Source organism: Rhodoplanes sp., from assembly GCF_013377085.1.
Taxonomy (GTDB): domain Bacteria; phylum Pseudomonadota; class Alphaproteobacteria; order Rhizobiales; family Xanthobacteraceae; genus Rhodoplanes.
Genome location: NZ_JACAAX010000003.1, coordinates 138,842 through 159,051, shown reverse-complemented (window position 1 = coordinate 159,051; position 20,210 = coordinate 138,842). Strand labels below are relative to the sequence as shown.

At 69.3% G+C, this 20,210-nt stretch carries 21 protein-coding genes; 11 read left to right on the top strand and 10 right to left on the bottom strand.

Annotated elements, in window-relative coordinates:
• Positions 1 to 4: 4 nt before the first annotated feature.
• Positions 5 to 460, bottom strand: coding sequence for a thiosulfate oxidation carrier protein SoxY (soxY, locus tag HXX10_RS03895; RefSeq protein ID WP_296520215.1), 456 nt, complete (start codon positions 458 to 460; stop codon positions 5 to 7).
• 345 nt (positions 461 to 805) lie between these two features.
• Here soxY and soxA point away from each other — a divergent pair, with 345 nt between their 5' ends.
• Complete coding sequence (gene soxA / locus HXX10_RS03890) at positions 806 to 1,666, top strand: sulfur oxidation c-type cytochrome SoxA (RefSeq protein WP_296520214.1); 861 nt, start codon at positions 806 to 808, stop codon at positions 1,664 to 1,666.
• Between the two features lie 9 nt (positions 1,667 to 1,675).
• Positions 1,676 to 2,329: a sulfur oxidation c-type cytochrome SoxX gene (gene soxX / locus HXX10_RS03885; protein WP_296520213.1), complete on the top strand. Its 654-nt coding sequence runs from the start codon at positions 1,676 to 1,678 to the stop codon at positions 2,327 to 2,329.
• A gap of 100 nt (positions 2,330 to 2,429) precedes the next feature.
• Here soxX and HXX10_RS03880 read toward each other — a convergent pair whose 3' ends face one another.
• The gene (locus HXX10_RS03880; RefSeq protein WP_296520212.1) at positions 2,430 to 3,002 is read right to left on the bottom strand and encodes a thioredoxin family protein; all 573 of its coding nucleotides are present in this window, start codon (positions 3,000 to 3,002) and stop codon (positions 2,430 to 2,432) included.
• 166 nt (positions 3,003 to 3,168) lie between these two features.
• Here HXX10_RS03880 and HXX10_RS03875 point away from each other — a divergent pair, with 166 nt between their 5' ends.
• Positions 3,169 to 3,792 carry a hypothetical protein gene (locus tag HXX10_RS03875; protein WP_296520211.1) on the top strand — a complete coding sequence of 208 codons (624 nt, stop codon included), beginning with the start codon at positions 3,169 to 3,171 and terminating at the stop codon, positions 3,790 to 3,792.
• Between the two features lie 2 nt (positions 3,793 to 3,794).
• On the opposite strand, the gene HXX10_RS03870 is transcribed toward HXX10_RS03875, so the two are convergent.
• Complete coding sequence (locus HXX10_RS03870; RefSeq protein WP_296520210.1) at positions 3,795 to 4,532, bottom strand: cytochrome c biogenesis protein CcdA; 738 nt, start codon at positions 4,530 to 4,532, stop codon at positions 3,795 to 3,797.
• A 135-nt stretch (positions 4,533 to 4,667) separates the two neighbouring features.
• Here HXX10_RS03870 and HXX10_RS03865 point away from each other — a divergent pair, with 135 nt between their 5' ends.
• Complete coding sequence (locus HXX10_RS03865; RefSeq protein WP_296520209.1) at positions 4,668 to 5,039, top strand: thioredoxin family protein; 372 nt, start codon at positions 4,668 to 4,670, stop codon at positions 5,037 to 5,039.
• Here the strand turns inward: HXX10_RS03865 and HXX10_RS03860 are convergent, their stop codons facing one another.
• The 3 genes from HXX10_RS03860 to rpe are packed head-to-tail and all read right to left on the bottom strand — an operon-like array spanning position 5,040 to position 7,197.
• Entirely contained in the window at positions 5,040 to 6,128 is a 1,089-nt protein-coding gene (locus tag HXX10_RS03860; protein ID WP_296520208.1) for a YeeE/YedE family protein, read from the bottom strand.
• 52 nt (positions 6,129 to 6,180) lie between these two features.
• A complete protein-coding gene (locus HXX10_RS03855; protein ID WP_296520207.1) occupies positions 6,181 to 6,447 on the bottom strand; it encodes a hypothetical protein in 267 nt (88 codons plus the stop codon).
• 57 nt (positions 6,448 to 6,504) lie between these two features.
• Complete coding sequence (gene rpe / locus HXX10_RS03850) at positions 6,505 to 7,197, bottom strand: ribulose-phosphate 3-epimerase (protein ID WP_296520206.1); 693 nt, start codon at positions 7,195 to 7,197, stop codon at positions 6,505 to 6,507.
• Between the two features lie 428 nt (positions 7,198 to 7,625).
• Here rpe and HXX10_RS03845 point away from each other — a divergent pair, with 428 nt between their 5' ends.
• Positions 7,626 to 7,802: a hypothetical protein gene (locus tag HXX10_RS03845; protein ID WP_296520205.1), complete on the top strand. Its 177-nt coding sequence runs from the start codon at positions 7,626 to 7,628 to the stop codon at positions 7,800 to 7,802.
• Between the two features lie 66 nt (positions 7,803 to 7,868).
• Here the strand turns inward: HXX10_RS03845 and HXX10_RS03840 are convergent, their stop codons facing one another.
• Positions 7,869 to 8,981: a pyridoxal phosphate-dependent aminotransferase gene (locus HXX10_RS03840; RefSeq protein ID WP_296520204.1), complete on the bottom strand. Its 1,113-nt coding sequence runs from the start codon at positions 8,979 to 8,981 to the stop codon at positions 7,869 to 7,871.
• Between the two features lie 162 nt (positions 8,982 to 9,143).
• A complete protein-coding gene (locus tag HXX10_RS03835; protein WP_296520203.1) occupies positions 9,144 to 10,061 on the bottom strand; it encodes a LysR substrate-binding domain-containing protein in 918 nt (305 codons plus the stop codon).
• 286 nt (positions 10,062 to 10,347) lie between these two features.
• On the opposite strand from HXX10_RS03835, the gene HXX10_RS03830 reads away from it, so the two are divergent.
• From HXX10_RS03830 to HXX10_RS03810, 5 genes are all read left to right on the top strand, one after another.
• Positions 10,348 to 11,754 (top strand): hypothetical protein, encoded by a 1,407-nt coding sequence (locus HXX10_RS03830; protein WP_296520202.1) that lies wholly within the window; start codon positions 10,348 to 10,350, stop codon positions 11,752 to 11,754.
• 419 nt (positions 11,755 to 12,173) lie between these two features.
• Positions 12,174 to 13,322: an ABC transporter substrate-binding protein gene (locus tag HXX10_RS03825; RefSeq protein ID WP_296520329.1), complete on the top strand. Its 1,149-nt coding sequence runs from the start codon at positions 12,174 to 12,176 to the stop codon at positions 13,320 to 13,322.
• Positions 13,323 to 13,606: 284 nt separating this feature from the next.
• Positions 13,607 to 15,577, top strand: coding sequence for an ABC transporter permease (locus HXX10_RS03820; RefSeq protein ID WP_296520201.1), 1,971 nt, complete (start codon positions 13,607 to 13,609; stop codon positions 15,575 to 15,577).
• The gene (locus HXX10_RS03815; protein ID WP_296520200.1) at positions 15,574 to 16,389 is read left to right on the top strand and encodes an ABC transporter ATP-binding protein; all 816 of its coding nucleotides are present in this window, start codon (positions 15,574 to 15,576) and stop codon (positions 16,387 to 16,389) included. The genes HXX10_RS03820 and HXX10_RS03815 overlap by 4 nt, the downstream gene beginning before the upstream one ends.
• Complete coding sequence (locus HXX10_RS03810) at positions 16,386 to 17,108, top strand: ABC transporter ATP-binding protein (RefSeq protein ID WP_296520199.1); 723 nt, start codon at positions 16,386 to 16,388, stop codon at positions 17,106 to 17,108. The genes HXX10_RS03815 and HXX10_RS03810 overlap by 4 nt, the downstream gene beginning before the upstream one ends.
• A gap of 229 nt (positions 17,109 to 17,337) precedes the next feature.
• Here HXX10_RS03810 and HXX10_RS03805 read toward each other — a convergent pair whose 3' ends face one another.
• Positions 17,338 to 18,126, bottom strand: coding sequence for a ferredoxin--NADP reductase (locus tag HXX10_RS03805; protein WP_296520198.1), 789 nt, complete (start codon positions 18,124 to 18,126; stop codon positions 17,338 to 17,340).
• 153 nt (positions 18,127 to 18,279) lie between these two features.
• On the opposite strand from HXX10_RS03805, the gene HXX10_RS03800 reads away from it, so the two are divergent.
• The gene (locus tag HXX10_RS03800; RefSeq protein ID WP_296520197.1) at positions 18,280 to 19,473 is read left to right on the top strand and encodes an amidohydrolase family protein; all 1,194 of its coding nucleotides are present in this window, start codon (positions 18,280 to 18,282) and stop codon (positions 19,471 to 19,473) included.
• Positions 19,474 to 19,589: 116 nt separating this feature from the next.
• Here the strand turns inward: HXX10_RS03800 and HXX10_RS03795 are convergent, their stop codons facing one another.
• On the bottom strand, positions 19,590 to 20,033 hold the full coding sequence (locus HXX10_RS03795; protein WP_296520196.1) for a MarR family transcriptional regulator: 444 nt from the start codon (positions 20,031 to 20,033) through the stop codon (positions 19,590 to 19,592).
• Positions 20,034 to 20,210: the final 177 nt, after the last annotated feature.

Genomic DNA, 20,210 nt, shown 5'->3' with positions numbered 1-20,210 from the left:
GCGATCAGCCGCCGCAGCCGCCGATGGTGACCTTCACCTGCCGCGTGTCCATGAACAGCGTGCCGTCGTTCATCTTGGCGATCGCGATCACGTTTTGGGTCTCGGCGAGACGGATGCGGGTCGCCGCCTCGGCGACGCCGGAGCGCGGGGAGAAGTGGAAGGTGGCGAGGCCGCCGCGCGGATTGCCTTCGGCGACGATCAGCACGTCGGTGACGTGAGAGGCCTCGGTCATCGGGCTCTCGACCGTGAAGGCGAGCGGCACCGTGTTGCCGTTCTCGGCGATGTCCGGCAGGTCGAGCTTGACCTTGCCCTTCACCGGCGCCTTGCCGCCCGTGAACGCCTTGATCAGGTCGTCCGAATCGTTCTTGGCGAACGCCTTGTCGGCGCCACCGAGCGCCAGAACCGCCACCACACCGGCACCCAGCGCGAACGCCTCGCGTCGGCTCACAGTCGTCGTCATCGAGACCCTCTCCTCTCGGCGGAGCCCGCGGGCGCGCCGTACCTGGGTGTTTGCGTCGATGCCGGAGCCGGCGCGTTCAGCGCCGCCGGAACCAGCGTCCTCCATACATTCACTTTTTTGAAACTAGTAGCCGGTCCGACGAAAGGACGCAATAGGCGAAAAGGCGAACGACAGTGCATTTGTTGCTGCAGCGCAGCGAACCGTGACAAGTTGTCCTCCTACTATCGTCGAAAGGAGAAGAAAGCACTTTTCATTCGTCTTCGAGAATATAAGCTGATCAGGCGCGCGACGCCTCACAAGACCGGCAATGGCCGGCCGCCGCGCGTTCCCATGGTCGGAGGAAACATGATCCCAGGACTGAAGACCCTGGCGCGCGCCGTCGTCACGGTCGCGTCTGTCGCGGCGACGCTGTCGGTCGCCGCCGCGCAAACCCCCGCTCCGGCGGCTGCCGCCGAGGAAGATGCCGACAAGCTCTTGGAAAAATACCGGGCCATGATCTCGGACCCGATGTCGAACCCGGGCTATCTCGCGGTCGACACCGGCGAGACGCTGTGGACGACGGCGCGCGGGCCGAAGAACGCCACGCTCGAAACCTGCGATCTCGGCAAGGGCCCCGGCAAGGTCGACGGCGCCTATGCGGAGATGCCGCGGTATTTCGCCGACGTCGACCGCGTGATGGACGCCGAATCGCGCATTCTGTGGTGCATGGAGACGGTCCAGGGCATCGACACGGCGCCGATCCGCAAGAAGCCGTTCGCCTCGTCGGGCGGCAATCCGGCGACCGAGATCGAGGCGCTGGTCGCCTACGTCTCCAACAAATCGAACGGCTTCCCCTACGCGGCCAAGATGGAGCACCCCAAGGAGCGCGAGATGGTGGCGCTCGGCGAGGCGCTGTTCTATCGGCGCTCCAGCGTCAACGACTTCTCCTGCCAGACCTGTCACGGCCAGGAGGGCCAGCGCATTCGCCTGCAGACCCTGCCCTATTTCGAGAATCCCAAGAACGCCCGGGCGACCATGGGCTCGTGGCCGACCTACCGGGTGTCGCAGGCGTCGCTGCGGACCATGCAACACCGCATCTGGGACTGCTTCTGGCAGATGCGCATGCCGGATGTCGGCTACGCCTCCGACGTCACCGTCGCGCTCGCCGCCTATCTCACCAAGAAGGCCGAGGGCGGCACCATCGAAGTACCCTCCATCAAGCGCTGAGGACCCCCGATGATCAGGATCTTTTACGCGACATTCGTCGCGGCTCTCCTCCTGTCGGCTCCGGTCTCGGCCGCCGACGAAAAGCCCGTTGCCGGGGCGAAGCCCGGCGAGGTCGCGCCCGGCATCGGCCGCGACCGCCTTGAGCAGGCCGTCGCCGCTGCCTGGGCGGGCCTGCCGCCCGACATGCAGGCGCGCGTGACGCAGGACGACACCATGCGGGTGTGCTCGCAATATCGCAACACGCCACCGCAGGCCGATGCGGACGCCATCCTGGTGCGAGAGAAGAAGACCGTCGTCTATCCGGGAGACGGCAAGCTGCTGGGCAACTGGAAGGAGGGCGAGAAGATCGCGCTCTCCGGCTTCGGCGGCCGCATGGGCGACAACCCCAAGCTCGCCAACGGCGGCAACTGCTACGCCTGCCACCAGCTCGCGCCGGCCGAGATCAGCTACGGCACGCTCGGCCCGAGCCTGCTGGGCTACGGCAAGCTGAAGGGCAACTCGGCCGAGGCCCAGAAGGAGGTCTACGAGCGGGTGTTCAACGCCCAGGCCGTGTTCGCATGCTCGAACATGCCGCGCTTCGGGCACAACAAGTTCCTCACCATCGAGCAGATCAAGGACGCGGTGGCGTTCCTGCTCGACCCGGAGTCGCCGGTGAACAAGTGAGGGGACGGATCCGCCTGAGCCGTCATTCCGGGCGCACGCGGCACCCTCTTCACCTCTCCCCGCTTGCGGGGAGAGGTGAAGAAGAGAGATGCCGCAGTCTTCACGCCCCTTGCGTGCGCAGGTAATCCCGCAGAGAGCCCTTCTCGTAGGCCTTGTCGGCGACGAAGCGGAAGAGTGCGACAAAATGCTTCGGCTCGAGATAGCCCTGCGCCCGCGCCACCTCGCGATCGCGCGGCTTTTTCGCCTTCATGGCGTCGGCGCTTTCGCCGAAGAACTGGAAGGTCGGGGTGAAGCGCACGCCGTACTTGTCGGCGAGCGCCTTCTCGGTGAGCTTCTCGCCGTCGAAGTCGACCACGGTGCGGGCGCCCGTGATGTTGAGCTGAAGCACCTCGAAGTGCTCGCGGATGTAGCCGCTGATCGCCGGGTCGCCGAGATTCTTGACATGGGTCTCGCGGCAATAGGGACAGCCGCGCAGCTCCCACATCACGGCGAGGCGCTTGCCGTTCTGGCCCGCAAGCGTGACGTCGTCGGCGAGCTCGAGCAGGCTCTGCAGGAACCACTCGACATGCGGCAGCCCGTCCTCGCCGAGCGTCAGCTCCTCGGCAAAACCCGGCCGGCCGGCGAGGCCCGAACCCGCCAGAGCGGCGGCGAGCAAGAGACGGCGTGACAGCATGGACGTTTCCCTCATGAGCTTTTTTCGAATGCTACCGCAATTTCGTCGGTCTCGCACCAGCACGCCGCTCATCCTCGCGCAAGCGGGGATCCAGCCCTTGTCCCGACCCCAGGATCCCGGCCTTCGCGGGGACGATCGGAGGCTGCGGACCGTCGTGGTGCTGATCATGACGGTGTTGCTCATCGCGACAGCCGGCCCGGTCTTCGCACAAACGCCGCTCCCCGCCGCCGACGAGTCCGTGCTGGCCGACCGCCGGCTCGCCGCCGGCTACATCCGCACCGGCAATGCCGATCTCGCCGCGCTGGCGCTGGAGCGGCTGATGAAATCCCTCGGCCAGCCCTATGCGGCGCGCGCAAAAGCGGCGCTGGCGGCAGTCGACGACGGCGACCTCCAAGCTGCCGGCCAGGAGACCGAGGCGCTCGCCGCCGATCTCGCCGCGGCCCGCCGCGCCGCCGGCCGGCGCGTGCTGGCCGACTGCGTGGGCGAGCTCGTCGACATCTATGCGGCGCTCGACCAGCACCGCACGCGTGCCCCCGATCTCGGCGACGGCAGCCTGCGCGCCGCGATCACGTCGGCTGCGGCGGCGAGCGATGCAGCCTTTGCTCGCTGCGACGGCGAGGCGCCGGCGGCCGTGAAGACCGATCCGGATTTCCGCCGCCTGGTCGACGGCGCCCGCGCCTCGCTCGACCGCCTGCCGGCGGCGGTTGCGGCCGGCGACGGCGAGCTGCTGCATCGCTTTCTCATCGAGCTGCGCGCCTTCGAGCAGCTTTTGCGCTTCCGCTACGGCTGACCTCATCCGATGCGCCCCAGCGCCGGCACCGCGTCGAGCAGCCAGCCGGCGACATCGGCCATGGCGCCGGTGAAGACCAGCACGCCGGTGACGATCAGCATCACGCCGATGGCCTTCTCGATCGCCCCGAGATGGCGGCGGAACCGCTCGAGGAAGCCGAGGAACGGCCGCACGAACAGGGCGGCGAGCAGGAACGGCACGCCGATGCCGGCCGCGTAGGCGGCGAGCAGTGCTGCGCCCTGCCCGGCCGAATCCTCGGTGCCGGCGATCAGCAGGATCGAGGCGAGCACCGGGCCGACGCAGGGCGTCCAGCCGAACGCGAAGGCGAGCCCCATCACAAAGGCGCCCAAAAGTCCCGCGGACTGGCCACCCAGGCCGAACCGCGCCTCGCGATAGAGCAGCGGGATTCTCAACAGCCCGACGAAATGCAGCCCGAGCACCACGATGACGACACCGGCGATTCGCGACAACAGCGCCAGATGATCGACCAGCAGCCGGCCGAGCAGCGAGGCGCTGGCGCCGAGCGCGACGAACACGGCCGAGAAGCCCGCCACGAAGAACAGCGCGCGCAAGAACGCCCGGGCCGTGGTGCCGGGACGGGGCGCGTCGCCGGCGATCTCGTCGAGCGACGCGCCGGCCAGCCAAGTGAGATAGGGCGGCACCAGCGGCAGCACGCACGGACTGAGGAACGACAAGAGGCCCGCCATCGCGGCCGCGGCGAGCCCGACCTCCAAGGTCATGCGCAGTCCCCCCACACCGCGGGTGTGCCCCGCAGCCATTCGTCGTATGATGCGTATGGTGACCCGAACGCAGCCGTCTTTGCAAATATAAGATATCGTGCATCCATGACGCAGCGACAATCGAGCCCGCGACCCGTGAGCCGCCGGACTGCCCTGCTGATCGCCGGCGGCGCCGTCGCCATGCCGTTCGCCGGCGTGGCGACGGCGGCGCCCGCGGTCGCGCTGGTGTACGTCCGCGAGGTCGGCTGCCCCTATTGCCGGGAGTGGGATGCGCGCATCGGCCCGGTCTACGGCAAGACGCCGGAGGCCCGCCGCGCGCCGATCCGCGAGATCGAGAAGCGGGACGTGCCGACATCGAGCCTGAAGCTCACCCGCCCGATCCGCTACACCCCGACCTTCGTGCTCACGATCGGCGACGCCGAGATCGGCCGCATCGAAGGCTATCCGGGCGAGGAGTTTTTCTGGGCCCGCCTCGACAAGCTTTTGGAGCTGCTGCCGGCGGAGTGATCACCCGGCCCGGCCGGAGGCCGGCTCGGCGGCCGGCAGCGGGGCCTCGCGGTCCATCAGGAAATCCGTGATGCCGGCGGCCGCCCAGATGCAGGCGAGCGTCACCCAGGCGGTCAGGGCGAAGATGGCCCCGCCCGACACGCCGGCGCCGACCGCGCAGCCGCCCGCCAGCATGCCGCCGAAGCCCATCAGCACGGCGCCGACGATGTAGCGCCGCATGCCGAGCGCATCGCGAAACCCCTGCAGCTCGAACTCCTTGAACAGCAGCGCGCCGGCGAGCGAGCCGAGAAAGACGCCCGGCACCAGGCCGATGTCGAAGTTCCAGATCATCCGCGACTGGTCGAGCACGAACATCAGCGTGTCGGCCGACGGACCCGTGAACGTGATGCTGGTGATCCGGGTCGGCGCGAAGCTCGCCTGCGAGATCCCATAGGTGAACAGCCAGCCGACCGCCACCATGCCGCCGACGCCCGAGGCCGTGAACCAGGTGCCGGCCGGCAACTTGCTTTTCACCGCATAGAAATACGCCGCCGCGCACCACACCAGCCCGACCGCAAGCGCGTGCCCGTGGCCGAGGCCTAGCACCACCAGCAGATCGCGGGCGCCGGCGCCGTCGATGGTCCACCAGCCCGTGATGATTTCGCGCAGCGGCGCCAACGCCCCGCGGAACGCCGACTGCGCCGTCACGGCCATCACCAGGCCGGAGAGCAGCGCCCGCAGGTTTCCGGTCGCCGACAGCACCAGCAGGCGGCTGGCGCAGCCGCGCGTCATGATCATACCGGCGCCGAACATCAGGCCGCCGACGACGGCGCCCGACAGGCTGCCGCGCTGGGCGAGCTGGCGCGCCTCGGAGACATCCAGCAGGCCGAGCAGGATGAAGGCTTGCGTCCACACCACCGCGGTGGCGAAGGCCATCAGCCAGATCGCGACCTTCTGGCCGACATGGCCGTGAAAGAACTCGATCGACGCGGCGCGCAGGCAGAAGCGGCTCCTTTGCGCCGCGAACCCGAAGGCCGCCCCGACGGCGACGCCGCCGAGCGCCAGCACGGGGCCATCGCCCAAGGTTTCGATGATCGTGATCAGATCCACGCGTGCCACGCCTCCGCGGCCCTCGGGGGCCGTGCCGGACAAGCATGCGGGGCTACGAATGCGTCAGCTTTGATAAACCGCAACCCGGCGAGCCGGACGGCCGCTGGGCCTCGCCGGTCCGAGACGAGCGAGTGTCGGCGTCGACCCAGGTCGGCCCCGACAGTCGGTAGCAGATCAGGCCGGCGAGGACGCCCAGAATGATCAGCGCGATCAGAACGATCAGCGCGGCCGCCGGCCCGATATCGCCCGGAAGGGCCGTCCACGGCATAGCCCCCGTCCACAGGACGGCGAACACCAGGGCGGACGAGCGGCGCGACATCGGGAAGCTCCTCGCTCCCCATTTACGCCCCGGGCCGCCGGCGGACCGTGATCGGCCTCACACGGCGACCCGCAGGTCCCCGGCCCCGGCCCCGAGGGCGGCGCCGCGGCGCAGCGCCGCGATGGCCTCGCCATAGTCCTTCGCGCCAAAAATCGCGCTGCCGGCCACGAAGGTGTCGGCCCCGGCCGCCGCCGCCTCGCCGATGGTGGCAGGCGTGACGCCGCCGTCGATCTGCAGCCGGATCGGCTTGCCGGTGGCGTCGATCATGCGCCGTACGGTTTTGATTTTCTCCAGCACCGGGCGGATGAAGCTCTGGCCGGCGAAGCCGGGATTGACCGTCATCAGCAGCACGAGGTCGACCCCGGGCAACACGCAGTCGAGCGCCGCGGCCGGGGTCGACGGGTTGAGCACGACGCCGGTCTGCTTGCCGTTGGCGCGGATGAGCTGGAGGCTGCGGTCGAGATGCGGGCAGGCCTCGACATGGACCGAGATCAGGTCGGCGCCGGCCGCCGCGAATCCCTCGATCAGGGCGTCGACCGGCTGCACCATCAGGTGCACGTCGATCGGCAGCGCCGTGTGCGGCCGCACCGCCTTCAGCACCATCGGGCCGAAGGTGAGGTTCGGGACGAAATGGTTGTCCATCACGTCGAAATGGATCCAGTCGGCGCCGGCCGCCTCGACGGCGGCGATCTCGGCGCCGAGACGGGCGAAATCGGCGGACAGGATCGAGGGCGCGATCACGGGCATCATGGCGGTCACTCGCTGAGGCTGGCAGGACTGGGCGGCCCCCGGCGGGGCGACGCGACACGGAGCGCCGGGGGGCCGGGAGCGACGGACAGCTTGCGCGCCGCCCATACATCGGTAAATTTGAATGTTCTGAAGAGCCGCTTCAGCCCAGATGAAGCGGCGCGGCGCGCGGCTTCTCTCCGGGCGTCATGAAACCGTCATCACCCGGGGCGTACCGACCGGGGTCGGCTTTGGCCTCGGCGCCGGAGCCGCAGCTTGGAATGGGTCGCGTGGTCGCAGGCTTACGTCGTGTGTGGCACGAGACTTGCCGGTTTCGAGCGGAAACACCAGCCCGCACGGAGCCCGACCGTGGACCCGCGCACCCGGACGCCGATGACGCCGTACCCCCGTCGAGACCGTCTGCCGTCGCGACGAACCGCGGCAGTGTCGTCGTGACGAAGCCGCGCAGCGCGCCGGCCGGACACGAGCTGCGGTCCGGATCGCGCATCGGTGCAGCCGAGCGCGCCATCATCCATGCGGCGGCGCGTGACCTGGTGCTGCATCTCGCCCGCACCCTGCCGCCGCAGGAGCGGCGCCCGCGCCCACGCCGCGAGGACGACGGCGCCTGAGCGCGCGGGGCGGACGACGCCTTCGGCCCGCGCCCCGGAACGGCGGAGAACGAACTGCCCGGAGCCTTATTCGCCGCGAGACGCGGCCTCGACCAGCGCGCCCGGAAGCGCCTGTTCCAGCACGTCGAGCTCGGCCGGCAGGCCGCAGCCGATGCGGATGCAGCGGTCGAGCGGCGGGACGCCGGGCATGCGCACGAAGACGTCGCGCTCGATCAGCGCGTTCAGCACGCGGCGCGCATAGGCGCCGTCACGGCCGCAGTCCACCGTGACGAAATTGGTCGCCGACGGCAGCGGCGCGAGCCCGTGCTGTTGCGCGATCGCGCCGATGCGGGCGCGCGAAAACTCGACCTTTTCGCGGACCCGGACGAGATGGCCGGGATCGCCGATCGCGGCGAGCGCGCCAGCCTGGCCGATGCGGTTGACGCCGAAATGGTTGCGGATCTTGTCGAAGGCCTTGATCAGGGCCGGCGCCCCGATGGCGTAGCCGACCCTTATGCCGGCAAGGCCGTGCGCCTTGGAGAAGGTCCGCAGCCGCAGCACCCGCGGGTCGGCGGGATCGAGCCGCGGCGAGACGCCGTCGGGGGCGAACTCCGCATAGGCCTCGTCGAGCAGCAGCAGCGCGTCGTCCGGCATCGCGTCGACCATGCGGGCGATCTCGGCGGCCGGCCACCAGGTGCCCATCGGGTTGTCGGGATTGGCGATGTAGACGAGCGAGGCGCGCTCGCGCCGCACGGCGTCGAGCAGCGCCTGCGGATCCTCGCGATCGTCGCGATACGGCACCGTGACGAGGCGCCCACCAAAACCGGCGACATGGAAGTTGAAGGTCGGATAGGCGCCGAGCGAGGAGACGACCGGCTGTCCGGGCTCGATCAAGAGGCGCACGACGAGCCCCAAGATGCCGTCGATCCCCTCACCCACAAAAATGTTCTCGGGCGCGACGCCGTGCGCCGCGGCGATCGCCCGCTCGAGGTCGTGGTTCTCGGGATCGCAGTATTTCCACGCCTCGGCGGCGCCTGCGGCCATCGCCGCGATGGCCTCGGGCGAGGCCCCGAAAGCGTTCTCGTTGGCGCCGATGCGGGCCCGGAACGGCTTTCCGCGGGCGCGCTCCTGGGTTTCCGGGCCGACGAACGGCACGGTCGCGGGAAGGGTCTCGACGAGGGCGGTGAAGCGGGCGGGCATGGCGGGATCGGTCTGATGGAGCCGGAGGGGGCGCCCGTGTTTGCCGCCGCAAAGCCGGGCGGGCAACCAAAATCGCACACGGAGAACAAGCGGGCTACGCCGGGCCGATTCGCCGCCCGGCTTGTTTGCTCTCCAGGCCCGGGCGGGCGAAAAATTTCCCCGTCATTCCAGCACGACCGGCAGCACGGTCTCGCCGCGCCGGCGCAGGACCTTCAGCAAGCTGCGCACCACGGCGGCGTTGCCGCTGCGCCGACAGGCGGCGGCGAGCTCGGCATGGACGAGGCAGTCGGCAAGCGGCCGGTAGGCGATATCGGCGAGCCGCACCCGCTGCAGCGAGGACGGCACCGCGGCGACGCCGAGGCCGACGCCGACCAGGTTCAGGACCGAGATGAAGTCGCGCACGTGATGGACGATGCGTGGCGTGAAGCTGCCGGCCCGGCCGATCGCCAGGGTGTGGCCGCCGAAGCCGAGGCGGTCGTCGGCCTGCGGCACGATGAAGTCCTCCCCGGCGAGCCGGGCCGCCGCGATCGGGCCGCCGCCGGCGGCGAGCGGATGGTCGGCGCGCAGCGCCACCAGGATCGGCTCGCGCAGTTGCGGCACCACGACGATGCCGGACGGCGTATCCGGCCGCGGCCGCAAAAAGCCGACATCGATGCGGCCCTCCGACAGCGCCTCGAGCTGGCGCCAGGTCTCCATCTCGGTGAGCGAGACGGTGATGCCCGGCCGCTCGCGCCGGAACTCGAACACGGCGGAGGGCAAGAGGCCCGAATAGGTCGCCGACGCGACGTAGCCGATCTCGATGCGGCCGCGCTCGCCGCGCCCGGCCTGGCGCACCACCAGCTCCGCCTTGTCGAACTGCGCCAGCGCCGCCCGCGCCTCGTCGAGGAAAAGCTCGCCGGCCGGCGTGAGGCGGATCGGCGCCCGCTTGTTGCGTTCGAGGAGGCGCACCGACAGCGTCTCCTCGAGCTGGGCCACCTGCCGGCTGACCACCGACTGGGCAAGCCGCAGCCGCTCGGCGGCCCGGCCGAAATGCAGCCGCTCCGCCACCTCGACGAAACAGCGAACCTGCTTGAGATCCATGCGGGGCTCCACAACACCCGTCGTTCCGGGGCGGCGCGAAGCGCCGAGCCCGGAACCCATAACCCCTGTGTTTCAGAAACCATCGGCGCCGGGGATATGGATTCCGGGCCCGCGCGCTCATGCGCGCGTCCCGGAATGACGTTTGAGTTTAATCCATTTCTGCGATTAAAAAAGTGCAATACAGCATTGGACCGCCGGGGGCCGCGGGAGCATGGTCGCGCCGTCATCCCACGGGCGGAGCACGTGAAAATTGCGCGCCCCCGCGCCCGCAAGCTCCGCGTTCCGCATGCTCTCGCTCTCCGCTCTGCAGCTCGCCGGCCTCGCCGGCACCGTGCTGGTCGTCGTCGGCATCGGCACCTGGTCGTCGCGAAAGGTCCGCTCCGCCCAGGGCTACAGCCTGAACGGCCGCTCGGCCGGCGCCATCCTGATCGCCGGCAGCATCTCGGGCACCGCAGTCGGCGGCGCCTCGACGGTCGGCACCGCCCAGATGGCGGCCGCCTTCGGCCTCTCGGGCTGGTGGTTCACGCTCGGCACCGGCATCGCGCTGCTGGTCCTCGCCGTGTTCTACGCGCACCCGCTGCGCAAGAGCGGGCTGGAGACGATCCCGCAATATCTCGCGATCCCCTACGGCCCGACGGCCGGCCCGCTGGCCAGCCTGGTATCGTCGCTCGGGATTCTGTTCAGCGCCGTGGCGAGCGCGCTCGCCGGCATCCACCTGATGGTGGCGATGTTCGGCCTGACGCCGCTGATCGCCGCAGCCGTGCTGGCCGCGCTCGTGCTCGCCTACGGGACCTTCGGCGGCCTCAAGGGCGCCGGGGTTTCGGGGCTCCTGAAGATGGCGGTGCTGTGGGCGACGCTGTGGATCGCCGGCGGCGCCGCCGGCCTGTCGCTCGCCGAGATGCCGGATTTCGACGCGCAGTTTCCCGCCTTTCCCTGGTTCAGCCTGTGGGGCCGCGGCATCGGCGAGACGCTCTACAATCTGATGTCGCTGATCGTCGGCGTGATCTGCACCCAGACCTATGTGCAGGCGATCTACGCGGCCTCGGACACGCGCGTCGCCGCCGTCGGGGCCGCCACCGCGGCCCTGATCACGATCCCGATCGGCCTGCCGTCGATCGCGGTCGGCATGCTCATGCATGCGCGCCATCCGGAGCTCGCGCCCGTGCTGGCGCTGCCCATGTATCTGATGCTCTATCTGCCGGGGTGGCTCGGCGGCATCGGGCTGGCCGGCATCCTGCTCTCGGTGGTGGGATCGATCGCCGGCCTGGCGCTCGGCATCGGAACCATGATGGCCAACGACATCGGCCGCGGCCTCGTCGGCGTGCGCAGCGACGCGGCGCTGCTGCGCATCAACCGCGCCACCGTCGTCGCCGTGACGGTGGCCGCGATGCTGATCGCGCTGTCGGCCCTCGACTCCTATGTGCTGGACTGGAACTACATGTCGATGGCGCTGCGCGGGGCCGCCGTGTTCCTGCCGCTGTCGCTGGCGATCTTCTGTCCCGGCCGGCTGCCTGCCATGTGGGCGATCGCCTCGATGATCGGCAGCACGGCGGCTGCCGTGGCGGTGCGCCTGCTGGTTCCCCTCCCCATCAATCCCCTGCTGACCGGCCTCGCGGTCAGCGCCGGCGTGGTCGGGCTCGGCCTCCTGCGCGGACCACTTGCGACCGGACGCCGCAGCAAATCCGGCCCCTGACGCCAATTTTGCAGCGCAGCGCGGCTGGATCAAAATCAGGCAGCGCCCCGCCGGCCACGCTCGATTCCGTCGCTGTCGCGGCGCGAAACCGCGGGTTTTTTGGCGGATGACACGTCCAAACAATATGCAATGATGCGCCGCCGCTGCCTGCGTTTCGTTCTTGCGCGCGGACGCGGAGTTGATACCGTTAGTGTGCAAATGAATTCGCGACGATCGCGGACCTTTCGGATCCGATTCGACGACGCATTGAGCGCCCGAGACCCGGTATCCAGGACCGCTCAAGACCGGCCGCCTGCGAGGCCGGTCGCACAGGAGACCGGACACGCACTGGCCGGTCGATCGCACCGAAAAGAGGGACCCTCGCCGTGCCGAAAACCGTGACCTACCGCCATATCCTCGCTGCCGCGTTCGCCCTCGCGATGCCGGGCCAGCTCCTCGCCGAGGACATCAAGATCGGCGAGATCAACAGCTATTCGGGCCTGCCCGCCTTCACCGAGCCTTACCGCAAGGGATGGCAGCTCGCCGTCGAGGAGATCAACGCCAAGGGCGGCATCAACGGCAAGACCCTGGTGGTGATCTCCAAGGACGACGCCGGCAAGCCGGCCGACGCCGTGACGGCGGCCAACGAGCTGGTCTCCAAGGAAGGCGTGGTGATGCTCACCGGCGCGTTCTTCTCCCATATCGGCCTGGCGATCTCCGACTTCGCGGCGCAGAAGAAGATCTATTATCTGGCCGGCGAGCCGCTGACCGACGCGGTCGTCTGGTCGAAGGGCAACCGCTACACGTTCCGCCTGCGCCCCTCCAACTACATGCAGGCCGCCATGCTGGCCGAGGAGGCGGCGAAGCTGCCGGCCAAGCGCTGGGCGACGGTGGCGCCGAACTACGAGTACGGCCAGTCGGCCGTCGCGGTGTTCAAGCAGCTCCTCTCGGCCAAGCGGCCCGACATCGAGTGGGTCGGCGAGCAGTGGCCGCCGCAGGGCAAGATCGACGCCGGCGCCGTCTCCGAGGCGCTCGAGGCGACCAAGCCGGAAGCCATTCTCAACGTGACGTTCGGCCCCGATCTCGTGAAGTTCGTGCGCGAGGGCAACACCCGCGGCCTGTTCCAGGGCAAGACCGTGGTCAGCTTCCTGACCGGCGAGCCCGAATATCTCGATCCGCTGAAGGCTGAGACGCCGGAAGGCTGGCTCACCACCGGCTATCCCTGGTACGGCATAGACACGCCCGAGCATCAGGCGTTCCTCAAGGCCTACCAAGCCAAGTACAACGACTATCCGCGGCTGGGCTCGGTGGTCGGCTACGCCCTGATGAAGTCGGCTGCCGCGGTGCTCACCAAGGCGAACTCGACCGACACCGAGAAGCTGATCACGGCGACCGAGAACCTCAAGGTCGGCACGCCGTTCGGCGAGGTGACGTTCCGCGCCATCGACCATCAGTCGACCCTCGGCGCCTTCGTCGGCAAGACCGCCGTCAAGGACGGCAAGGGCGTGATGGTCGACTTCAGCTATCGGGACGGCGCCAAGTATCTGCCGAGCGACGACGAGGTGAAGAAGCTGCGTCCGCAAAACTGAGCGGCGGCGCGATGACCACCCTCCCCTGGAGGGGGAGGGTGGGGCGCGAGCGCAGCTCGCGACCGGGGTGGGGTGAAGCCCCGCATACCGGCTTCGCCGATCACCCCCTCCCGGACCGCTTCGCGGTCCGACTTCCCCCCTCCAGGGGGAGGTATGGGCGGGGCCGCAATCGCCGATCATTCAACAGACCGTATTGGAAGAACCGACGGGCCGTCCCGTCCCGAGCCGCGGCTGCGTCGCGGACGATTGCCGAAATCCCTCGGCCAACCCGACCGTGACCACCGATGCAGCTCGTCTTCGTTCAGTTCATGACCGGCCTCGCCAGCGCGGCCTCGCTGTTCCTGGTCGCCTCGGGCCTGTCGATCATCTTCGGCGTCACCCGCATCGTGAACTTCGCCCACGGCGCCTTCTACATGCTGGGCGCCTATGTGGCCTACACGCTGACCGAGCGCCTGACCGGCGTGTTCGGATTCTGGTTCGCGCTCCTGGCCGCCGCCGCGTTCGTGGCGCTGCTCGGCTGCCTGCTCGAGATGGTGCTGCTGCGCCGCATCTATCACGCGCCCGAGCTGTTTCAGCTCCTCGCCACCTTCGGCGTCACCCTGATGGTCGAGGATCTGGTGCTGATCATCTGGGGGCCGGAAGATCTGGTCGGCCCGCGCGCCCCGGGCCTCGCCGGGGCCGTGGTGATGTTCGGCAAGCGCATCCCCTCCTACGACCTGTTCCTGATCGTGCTCGGGCCGCTGGTGCTGGCCGGCCTGTGGGTGCTGTTCCATCGCACCCGCTGGGGCGTGCTGGTGCGCGCCGCGACCCTCGACCGCGGCATGGTGGCGGCGCTCGGCATCAATCAGAAATGGCTGTTCACCGGCGTGTTCGCGCTCGGCGTCTTCCTCGCCGCGCTCGGCGGCGCGCTGCAGATCCCGCGCGACGCCGTCAACCACGCGATGGATCTCCGCATCATCGTCGAGGCCTTCGTCGTCGTGGTGATCGGCGGGCTCGGCTCCACCACGGGCGCCTTCGTCGCCGCCATCATCGTCTCCGAGCTCAACGCCTTCGGCATCCTGGTCTTCCCGAAGATCTCGCTGGTGCTGGTGTTCGTCGTGATGGCGATCGTGCTGGTGGTGCGGCCCTGGGGCCTGTTCGGCAAGATGCCGCCGCCCGCCCAGGCCGCGATCGGCACCACGGTGCGGCCGTGGCGGCCGCTCAACCGGACCGAGCTCATCATCGCCGGGATCGTCGTGGCGTTCGTCGCGCTGCAGCCGCTGTGGCTGTCCGACTACGCCCTCACGGTCGGCAGCGAGATCCTGATCTTCACGCTGTTCGCCGCCAGCCTGCACCTTCTGATGACGGTCGGCGGCCTCGCCTCGTTCGGCCATGCCGCCTATTTCGGGCTGGGCTGCTACGGCGCCGCCTTCGGGGTGCATGCCGCCGGCCTCCCCATGGTGCTGGCGATCTTCGCCGGGCCGGTGCTCGCCGCCTTCGGCGCCGCCATCGTCGGCTGGTTCGCGGTGTCGCTGTCCGGCGTCTATTTCGCCATGCTGACGCTCGCCTTCTCGCAGATCGTCTGGTCGATCGCCTTCCAGTGGGTGTCGGTGACGGGCGGCGACAACGGCATCCTCGGCATCTGGCCCGCCCCCTTCGCGTCGCACCCGTCCGGCTTCTTCTGGCTGACGCTGGCCTTCGTGGTGCCGGCGCTGGCGTTCCTGCACATGGTGATCTTCTCGCCCTTCGGCTACGCGCTGCGGGCCACGCGCGACTCCGAGCTGCGCGCCGAGGCGATCGGCATCGACCGCAAGCGGGTGCAGTGGATCGCCTTCGTGGTGGCGGGCGCCGCGGCCGGCCTCGGCGGCGGGCTGTTCGCCTTCCTCAAGGGCAGCGTCTTCCCCGACGTGATGGGCATCCCGACCTCGGTCGACGGGCTGGTGATGGTGCTGCTCGGCGGCATCGAGACGGTGCTGGGGCCGATCGCCGGCGCCGTGGTGTTCAAGGCGCTGTCGATCTGGCTGATCAGCCAGACCGACTATTCGAAGCTGATCCTCGGCGCCGCCATCGTGGTGATCGTGCTGGCCTTCCCCAAGGGAATCGTCGGCGCGCTGTCGGACTGGCGGGCGCGGTTCGCCGAGTGGCGCAGCGACCCGAGGCCGTCGCCGGGCGCGGCGGCCATGATGGCCGCGGCGGGCGCCGGCGGCATCTCCGGCCGGTTCGCCGACCCGGATGACGTCGCGAAGAAGTCCGTCAGCGGGAGGGCGAAGCCGTGACCCACCTCCTGGAGGTCGAGAGCCTCGCCAAGTCCTATGCCGGCGTCCAGGCCGTCCGCGACGTCTCCTTCGCGCTCGACCGCGGCGAGATCCTGGCGCTGATCGGGCCGAACGGCGCGGGCAAGAGCACCTGCTTCAACATGCTCAACGGCCAGATCAAACCGGATGCCGGCGAGATCCGCATCGACGGCGTCTCGACCCGCGGACTGCCGCCACGCGCCGTATGGCGCATGGGCGTCGGCCGCACCTTCCAGATCACCGCGACCTTCGGCTCGATGACGGTGCGCGAGAACGTGCAGGTGGCGCTGCTGTCGCACGCCCGCTCGCTCGCCCGCTGGTGGGGCCACGGCGGCGCCGCGCAAGCCGCCGAGGCCGACCGGCTGCTCGACCTGGTCGGCATGGGATCCTACGCCGAGCGCGCCGCCGCCGAGCTCGCCTACGGCGACCTCAAGCGGCTCGAGCTCGCCATCGCGCTCGCCAACACGCCGAAACTCCTGTTGATGGACGAGCCGACCGCCGGCATGGCGCCGAAGGAGCGCATCGGCCTGATGCGGCTCACCGCCGAGATCGCCCGGCGCGAGGGCATCGGCGTGCTGTTCACCGAGCACGACATGGACGTGGTGTTCGAGCATGCCGACCGCATGATGGTGCTGTCCCGCGGCATGCTGATCGCCGAGGGGCCGCCGGCCGAGGTGCGCCGCGACCCCGAGGTGCAGGCCATCTATCTCGGCGAAGGGCTGGTCTACGACGCCCGCCACCAGGATTTGGGCGCAGCCACGCCGGGTGCGGCCGCAGAGGAGGCGCACCGATGAACTGGCCCAGAACCTCCCAGCTCGACGTCGTCAGTCTCAACGCCTTCTACGGGCAGGCCCACATCCTGTTCGACGTCGACTTCACGGTGCACACCGGCGAGGTGGTGGCGCTGCTCGGCCGCAACGGCGCCGGCAAGTCGACCACGTTCCTGTCGATCATGGCCATGGTGGCGCGCCGCACCGGCACGGTGTGGTTCGACGCCGACGAGATCACCCATCTGCCGACCTACGAGATCGCCCGCCGCGGGCTGGGCTTCGTGCCGGAGAACCGCCGCATCTTTTCGGACCTGACCGTGGAGGAAAACCTCCTGGTCGGCCGCCAGGCGCCGCGCGAGGGGGCGCCGACCTGGGAGCCCGAGAAGCTCTTCAGCCTGTTCCCCAACCTGGCCGAGATGCGCAAGCGCCCCGGCGGCCGGATGAGCGGCGGCGAGCAGCAGATGCTCACCATCGCCCGCACCCTGATGGGCAATCCGTCGCTGGTGCTGCTGGACGAGCCGTCGGAAGGCCTCGCCCCGAAAATCGTCGAGCAGATGGCGGCCGCCATCCTGGCGATGAAGCAGGAGGGCCTGTCGATCCTGCTCTCCGAGCAGAACCTGCACTTCGCCCGGCTGATCTCCGATCGCGCCGTGATCCTCGAGAAGGGCCGGGTTCAGTTCACCGGCACGCTCGCCGAGCTCGACGCGCGCCCGGACGTGCGCGATGCCTATCTGGCGGTGTGAGAAGAACGAAGGGACGACTGCAGCCGTTCGGGGCGGTGGGACCTCGCGTGCCGCTGTACTCCGTCACCTTACGGCGGAGCGCTTTGCACCTTTCGTCATTCCGGGGCGCGGACCGCCGGTCCGCGAGCCCGGAATCCATATCCCCGGTGCCGGCGGCTCACGAAAGACAGGGGTTATGGGTTCCGGGCTCGGCGCTTGCGCGCCGCCCCGGAACGACCGGACAGCCGCCTCACCTCTCGGCAAACGCCTTCTCGACGACGTAGTCGCCCGGCTCGCCGGTGTTGCCCTCGGCAAAGCCGGCCTGCTCCAGGATCGGCGTCATGTCGGCGAGCAGCGCCGGGCTGCCGCACATCATCACCCGGTCGCGACCGGGGTCGAGCGCCGGCAGGCCGATGTCGTCGAAAAGCTTGCCGGACGTGATCAGATGGGTGATGCGGCCGCGATTGCGGAACTCCTCGCGGGTCACGGTCGGGTAGTAGGTGAGCTTCTCGGTGATCAGCTCGCCCAGGAACTCGTCGTTCGGCAGCTCGGTCTCGATCAGCTCGCGATAGGCGAGCTCGGCGATCGTCCGCACGCCGTGCACCAGCACGACCTTGTCGAATCGCTCGTAGGTCTCGGGATCCCGGATGGTCGAGAGGAACGGCGCCAGCCCGGTGCCGGTCGCCAGCAGATACAGGGTCGCGCCGCTCTTCAGGTTGTCGATCACCAGCGTGCCGGTCGCCTTGCGGCCGACGATGATGCGGTCGCCCGGCCTGATCGTCTGCAGCTTCGAGGTCAGCGGCCCGTTCGGCACCTTGATGGAGAAGAAGTCGAGCACGTCGGCATAGTGCGGCGACGCGATCGAGTAGGCGCGCATCAGCGGCCGGCCTTCGCCCGGCAGGCCCTCGGCCGGCAGGCCCAGCATGACGAACTGGCCGCTCTTGAAGCGGCAGCCGGGGTCACGGGTCGTCGAGAAGCTGAACAGCGTGTCGGTCCAGTGACGGACGTCGAGAACCTGCTCTTCGAAGACATTGCTCATGGGTCGAACCTTCGAGGGATTCCAGGGGTACGGCTTGGCGGCCGGAGATCGTTAGTGTACTAACAATATGGCGGAGCCCGGACGACCTTGTCAACGGCCCGTGCGGCCGATACGCAGACGAACGGGTCCGCCCTGCAACGAGGAGAAGAAGACATGGCTCACGATGCTCCGGCGGGAGCCGCCGGCCCGACCAAGCTGGTGATCCGCAATATCGGGCTGCTGCTGTCGGGCGCGATGGAGAACCCGATCCTCGACGCCGACACCATCGTCGCGGTGGACGGCAGGATCACCGCGATCGGCCGCGCCAAGGACGTCGACGTCGAAGGCGCGACCACGACGGTCGACGCGCACGGCACCGTGGTGACGCCGGGACTGATCGACAGCCACGTGCATCCGGTCGCCGGCGACTGGACGCCGCGCCAGAATCAGCTCGGCTGGATCGATTCCAGCCTGCACGGCGGCGTCACCACGATGATCTCGGCCGGCGAGGTGCACACGCCCGGGCGGCCGCGCGACATTGTCGGCCTCAAGGCGATGGCCATCACGGCGCAGCGCTGCTTCGATGCGTTCCGGGTCGCCGGCGTCAAGCTGCACGCCGGCGCGCCGGTGCTGGAGCACGGCATGGTCGAGGAGGATTTTCGGGAACTGGCCGCCGCCGGCGTCAAGCTGTTGGGCGAGGTCGGGCTCGGCGGCGTCAAGGACGGCGCCAACGCCCGCCAGATGGTGGCGTGGGCCAGAAAATACGGCATCCAGTCGACCATCCACACCGGCGGCCCGTCGATCCCGGGCTCCGGCCTGATCGGCGCCGACATGGTGCTGGAGGCCGACACCGACGTGGTCGGCCACATCAATGGCGGCCACACGGCGCTGCCGGACCGCGAGATCCGCTGCATCTGCGAGGGCTGCCGCCGTGGCCTGGAGATCGTCCACAACGGCAACGAGCGCGCCGCGCTCTACACGCTGCGCGCCGCCCGTGAGCTGAACCAGATGGAGCGCATCATCCTCGGCACCGACGGCCCCGCCGGCTCCGGCGTGCAACCGCTCGGCATCATCCGCATGGTGTCGATGCTCTCCGCGCTCGGCGAGGTGCCGGCCGAGATCGCCTTCTGCTTCGCCACCGGCAACACGGCGCGCATGCGCTCGCTCGACTGCGGCCTGGTCGAGGTCGGCCGCGCCGCCGACTTCGTCATCATGGACAAGGCGCAGCATTCCGCCGGCAAGGATTTTCTGGAGTCGATCCGGCTCGGCGACCTGCCCGGCATCGGCATGACCATCATCGACGGCATCGTGCGCACCACCCGCAGCCGCAACACGCCGCCGGCGACGACCGTGCCGGCGGTGGTGTGACAGAAGCAGTCATTCCGGGGCGCGGGCTGAAAGCCCGCGAGCCCGGAATCCATAACCCCGGTCTGTGATTATGGATTCCGGGCTCGCTGCTTCGCAGCGCCCCGGAATGACGAAATTCACCGCAGCTTGGTCAGCAGCGCCATGAAGGTGGCGCGGTCTTTCGCCGACAGCGGCGCCAGGGTCTCGTCGGTGATGGCGCGCGCCTGGGCGACATGGGCGTCGACCAGCGCGGAGCCCTTCGGCGTCAGCGAGACGAGGCGCCGGCGGGCGTCGTCGGGATCGGGCGCGATATGGCACAGGCCGCGGCCGGTGAGGCGGTCGACCACGCCCTTGACGGTGGCGACATCCATGGCGGTGTCGCGGCCGAGTTGATTCTGCGACGTCGCGCCGATCTCGCGCAGCTTCGACAACACGGCCCACTGCATCGAGGTGAGGTCGCAGCCGATCTTTTCGGCGAAGATCGAGGTGTGGCGCTGGTTCACCTGGCGCAGGATGAAGCCGACCTGCTCGTCCAGGCAGTAGGCGCCGGCGCGAGGCTTTTGGGTCGTGACCTTCTTCATGCCGTGCCCTCGTGAGACGCGATCAGAGTGAACACCCCGCCTCCGTCATTCCGGGGCGCGGGCTGAAAGCCCGCGAGCCTGGAATCCATAACCCCGGTCTGTGAGTATGGATTCCGGGCTCGCGCCTTCGGCGCGCCCCGGAATGACCACCCACATGCCATTCCGCTCGGCGTCATC